General features: G+C 73.0%; 4 protein-coding genes and 1 tRNA gene. 3 read left to right on the top strand and 2 right to left on the bottom strand.

From position 1 onward, the window contains the following. Positions 1-746 (bottom strand): ROK family transcriptional regulator (locus AB0I76_RS23360; protein ID WP_357039172.1); only part of this gene is annotated, 746 nt, incomplete at its 3' end. Positions 747-903: 157 nt separating this feature from the next. Beyond that, positions 904-1,299: a hypothetical protein gene (locus AB0I76_RS23355; RefSeq protein ID WP_357039169.1), complete on the bottom strand. Its 396-nt coding sequence runs from the start codon at positions 1,297-1,299 to the stop codon at positions 904-906. 270 nt (positions 1,300-1,569) lie between these two features. Between AB0I76_RS23355 and AB0I76_RS23350 the strand changes: the two genes are divergently transcribed. The 3 genes from AB0I76_RS23350 to AB0I76_RS23340 form a co-directional block, all read left to right on the top strand. Further along, positions 1,570-1,642: transfer RNA gene (locus AB0I76_RS23350), tRNA-Asn, on the top strand. A gap of 236 nt (positions 1,643-1,878) precedes the next feature. Continuing rightward, on the top strand, positions 1,879-3,999 hold the full coding sequence (locus tag AB0I76_RS23345; RefSeq protein WP_357039166.1) for an MMPL family transporter: 2,121 nt from the start codon (positions 1,879-1,881) through the stop codon (positions 3,997-3,999). After that, a partial coding sequence (locus AB0I76_RS23340; protein ID WP_357039163.1) for an FAD-dependent oxidoreductase occupies positions 3,989-4,389 on the top strand: 401 nt, incomplete at its 3' end. The genes AB0I76_RS23345 and AB0I76_RS23340, both read left to right, overlap by 11 nt.

The following is a 4,389-nucleotide window of genomic DNA, read 5'->3' as shown; positions in this document are numbered from 1 at the left end:
CACACGCACGTCGGGCCGTCCTCGGTCAGGCGCAGGTGCGCGATGTCGCCGGCGCTGCCCGTGGCGCCCCGGTGCAGGCCGCCACCGAGCACCAGGCCACAGCCGACAGCGGCGCCGAGCCGCAGGTAGAGGAAGTCGTCGAAGGTGCGACCCACGCCGGCGTGCCGTTCGCCGAGGGCTCCGACGTTGGCGTCGTCGTCGACCAGCGTGGGAGTGCCCAGCTCGGCGGCGATGGTGTCGCGCACCGGGAACCGGTGCCAGCCGGGCAGCAGCGGCGGCGAGATCGGCATGCCCTCCCGGACGTCCACCGGCCCGGGCAGGGCCACGCCGACGCCGGTGAGCCGGCCGAGCCCCAGCTCGGCCCGGAGCTTGGCGATCAGCTCGACCGCGCGCCGGACCACGGGCTCCGGTCCCTGCCGTACGTCGACGGGTTCCCGCAGCTCGGCGAGCGGGGTCAGCTCCCCGTCGGTGACGGTGACGACGAGGTCCCGCGTACCGACGACGACGCCGGCGAAGCGCACCCCGCGCCCCAGGCGCAACAGCGACGAGCGCCGGCCGCCGCGGGACGCGGCGGGACCGGCGGCCTCCACCAGGCCGGCCTCGACGAGCCGCTCCACCTCGGCGGCGAGCCGTGCACGGGGCAGACCCAGCACGTCGCCCAGCTCCACCCGTGAGCGGGGGCCGTCGTCGCGCAGCAGCGTGACCAGGCGCGCCTGGTCCGTGGTCTCCGGCCGGACCGACACCATCGCCATCACCTCCCGGCCGCGAGTCTGCCACGGCGGTGTTTCCCCCGCGTGGCGAACGGGGCCACGCCCGGTGAAACCGGACGAGCAGGTCGAGGGCGTACACATGCCAGCGGGCCGGTCACCCGAGGGTGACCGGCCCGCTCAGTGGTGCGGTGGATCAGACGCCGCTGGTGCCCGAGCTGGACGGCTTGCTGTTGCGAGGCGTGGTGGTGGCCGACGGAGTGCCCGAGGCCGAGCTCGAGCCCGACTTCGCACCGACGGTGGCCGGCGTGCCGGCGAACGCGTCGTCGGCGGCGGTCAGCTCCTGCTTCTGGCCGTTGCCGGTGCCGGTGCCCAGCTTCTCACCCAGCTTCGACTGGCTGACCTTGTCCTTGCCCTCGCTGTAGAGCCGGGTCGCCTGGGCCTGCGCGACACCCGCCGCCTCCTGGACGGTCGGGTGGTCGAGCACCTTGCGGCCCCGGATCACCAACTCCTCGTACTTCTCCCGACCGGCACGGGCGCCCAGGACGAATCCCGCAGCCAGCCCGCCAAGAAACATGATCTTTCCGCGCATGGCGGCTCCTCTCGTACCTGACGCGCCGTCGGCCCCCGCATACCCGGCCGGGGTCGACCAATTCGCGCCTGCGTCCTCTGTCGGCAGCTAACTACCCATCCTGCTCTCTGCTCATGCCTCCCTGTGCCGTGATGGCGATTTGTCTGCTTTATCGTGGTGATCGTGGCGTCTGTTCGGGTGGGTAACCCCCTGGACCGCCGCCCGGGGGAGTCCTGTACTCTTGTCCCCGTCGCACGGCGAAGGAGATCCTTCCGGCGGGCGGCAGCACGATCCCCCGTAGCTCAATTGGCAGAGCAGCCGGCTGTTAACCGGCAGGTTTTTGGTTCGAGTCCAAACGGGGGAGCTTCTCCACCAGACGCCCGTCGGCATGCCGGCGGGCGTTCGCCGTCTTCCCGGCCCGGCCCCTCCGCGCGCGTTCCGCTTGGACGGCCGCACATCCGCCATGCGTTGACAAGGGGCCCTTCCTCTGCGAAATGCGTTAAGAGGGGGCCCTTCCTTCCGCCTGGCCGGCAGGATGGGCGATGTCGACTTAGACTCCCGCTGCGTCGATCGATGCGTCGTTTCAGGGGTGGGATGCGGATGTCCGGAAGAGGTGGCCGGGGCAGGGTCACGCTGGTCGCGGTGGCCGTCGTGCTCGCCTGGCTGGTCATCGGCGGGGTGGCCGGGCCGTTCGCCGGCCGGCTGAGCGAGGTGGCGACCAACGACAACGCCTCCTTCCTCCCCACCGATGCCGAGGCGACCCGCGCCCAGGAGCTGTCCGGCGGCTTCGTCGACCGGCAGACCACCCCGGCGCTGGTGGTCTACGAGCGGACCTCCGGCATCACCGACGCCGACCGGCAGCGGGTCGCCGCGGACGCCGCCCGGTTCGCCCGGGTGCCCGGGGTGGTGGCGCCGTTGCCGCCGCCGATCCCCAGCCAGGACGGGCAGGCCCTCCAGGTGGTGGTGCCCATCGACGACGCGGAGGGCGAGGCGATCGGCGCGACCGTCGAGGACCTGCGGGCCGTGGCCGGCGGCGACCGGGACGGGTTGACCGTCGACGTCGCCGGGCCGGCCGGCCTGCTGGCCGACCTCATCGAGGTCTTCTCCGCGATCGACGGCACCCTGCTGCTGGTCACCCTCTGCGTGGTGCTGGTGATCCTGCTGGTCGTCTACCGCAGCCCGATCCTGTGGCTCTTCCCGCTCCTCGCCGCCGGCATGTCGTACGCCCTCGCGTCGGTCTTCGTCTACCTGCTCGCCGACGCCGACGTGATCAAGCTGAACGGGCAGGCGCAGGGCATCCTCACGGTGCTCGTGTTCGGCGCGGGCACCGACTACGCACTGCTGCTGGTCGCCCGGTACCGGGAGGAACTGCACCGGCACGAGCGTCCCTGGGACGCCATGCGGACCGCTTGGAAGGGCGCCGCGCCGGCGATCATCGCCTCCGGCGGCACGGTCATCCTCAGCCTGCTCTGCCTGCTGCTGTCGAGCCTCAACTCCAACCGGGCGCTCGGCCCGGTCGCGGCCATCGGCATCGGCGCCACCCTGCTGGTGATGCTCACCTTCCTGCCGGCCCTGCTGGTGCTCGGCGGCAGGTGGGCGTTCTGGCCGCGCCGCCCCCGGCACGACCGCGCCGACCCGCAGGCCGAGCACGGCATCTGGAGCCGGGTCGCCGGATTCGTGGCCCGGCGGGCCCGACCGGTCTGGCTGGTCACCGCCGTCCTGCTGGCCGCGCTCGCGCTCGGCCTGACCCAACTCGGCGCGACCACCCTCGGCCAGACCGACCTGTTCACCGAGCGGACCGACTCGGTCGCCGGGCAGGAGGTCATCGCCCGGCACTACCCGGCCGGCACCGGCAGCCCGGCCACGATCTTCACCACCGAGGGGGCGGCACGCCAGGTCGCCGGGGTGGCCCGGGGCGTCCCCGGTGTGGCCGCCGTCCGCCCGGTCACCGCCGAGCGGGCCGGCCCACCCGAGGAGAACGCACCCCCGAAGGTGGTCGACGGCCGCGTCCAACTGGAGGCGACGCTGGCCGCCCCGCCGGACAGCGACGGCGCCGAGCGGACCATCCGGGACCTGCGGGTGGCGGTGCACGCCGTACCCGGCTCGGACTCCGTGGTCGGCGGGTTCACCGCGATCAACGTGGACACCTCCGACGCCTCCCGGCGCGACCAGAACGTGATCATCCCGGTGGTGCTGGTGGTCATCGCGATCATCCTGGCCCTGCTGCTGCGGGCGGTCCTCGCGCCGATCCTGCTGATCGCCACCGTGCTGCTGAGCTTCGCCGCCACACTCGGGCTCTGTGCGCTGATCTTCCGGTACGTCTTCGACTTCCCCGGCGTCGACGCCTCGTTCCCGCTCTTCGCCTTCGTGTTCCTGGTCGCCCTCGGCATCGACTACAACATCTTCCTGATGAGCCGGGTCCGGGAGGAGTCGGTGAAACGGGGCACCCGGGCCGGCGTGCTGGCCGGCCTCGCGGTCACCGGCGGCGTGATCACCTCCGCCGGCATCGTGCTCGCCGCAACCTTCGGCGCGCTCGCCGTGCTCCCGCTGGTGGTGCTCGTCGAGCTGGGCGTCGCCGTGGCCGTCGGCGTACTGATCGACACCATCGTCGTCCGCTCGCTGCTGGTGCCGGCGCTCGCGTACGACATCGGGCCGAAGGTGTGGTGGCCGAGTCGGCTGTCCCGGTCCCAGGGTGAGGGGGAGGCGCGTGATGCTGGCTGAGACCGATGTGGTGATCGTCGGCGGTGGCCTGGCCGGCCTGGCCGCGGCCCGGCGGCTGCACCGGGCCGGCGTGCCGTGGCGGCTGCTGGAGGCCCGCGGCCGGCTCGGCGGCCGCGTCGCCACCGACACCGTCGACGGGTACCTCCTCGACCGGGGCTTCCAGGTCCTCAACACCGCCTACCCGCAACTCGGCAAGCTGCTCGACGTCGACCGCCTGCACCTTGGCTACTTCACCTCCGGCGTGTTGGTGCGCAAGGGCGACGACCTGCACCGGCTGGTCAACCCGTTGCGCGAGCCCACCGGCGCGCCCCGCACCGCGCTCGCCGGAATCGGCTCCCTGCTCGACCGGGTGCGCTTCGCCGCGCTCGCCGCCGGCAGCGCCACCCTGCC

This window comes from Micromonospora sp. NPDC049799 (assembly GCF_040656655.1).
GTDB lineage: Bacteria > Actinomycetota > Actinomycetes > Mycobacteriales > Micromonosporaceae > Micromonospora.
This window is presented reverse-complemented; position numbering and strand designations above follow the sequence as displayed.

Bases quoted from the DNA above. Each gene is read 5' to 3' on its own strand.
- AB0I76_RS23355 (WP_357039169.1), bottom strand. From the start codon at position 1,299: ATGCGCGGAAAGATCATGTTTCTTGGCGGGCTGGCTGCGGGATTCGTC.
- AB0I76_RS23345 (WP_357039166.1), top strand. From the start codon at position 1,879: ATGTCCGGAAGAGGTGGCCGGGGCAGGGTCACGCTGGTCGCGGTGGCC.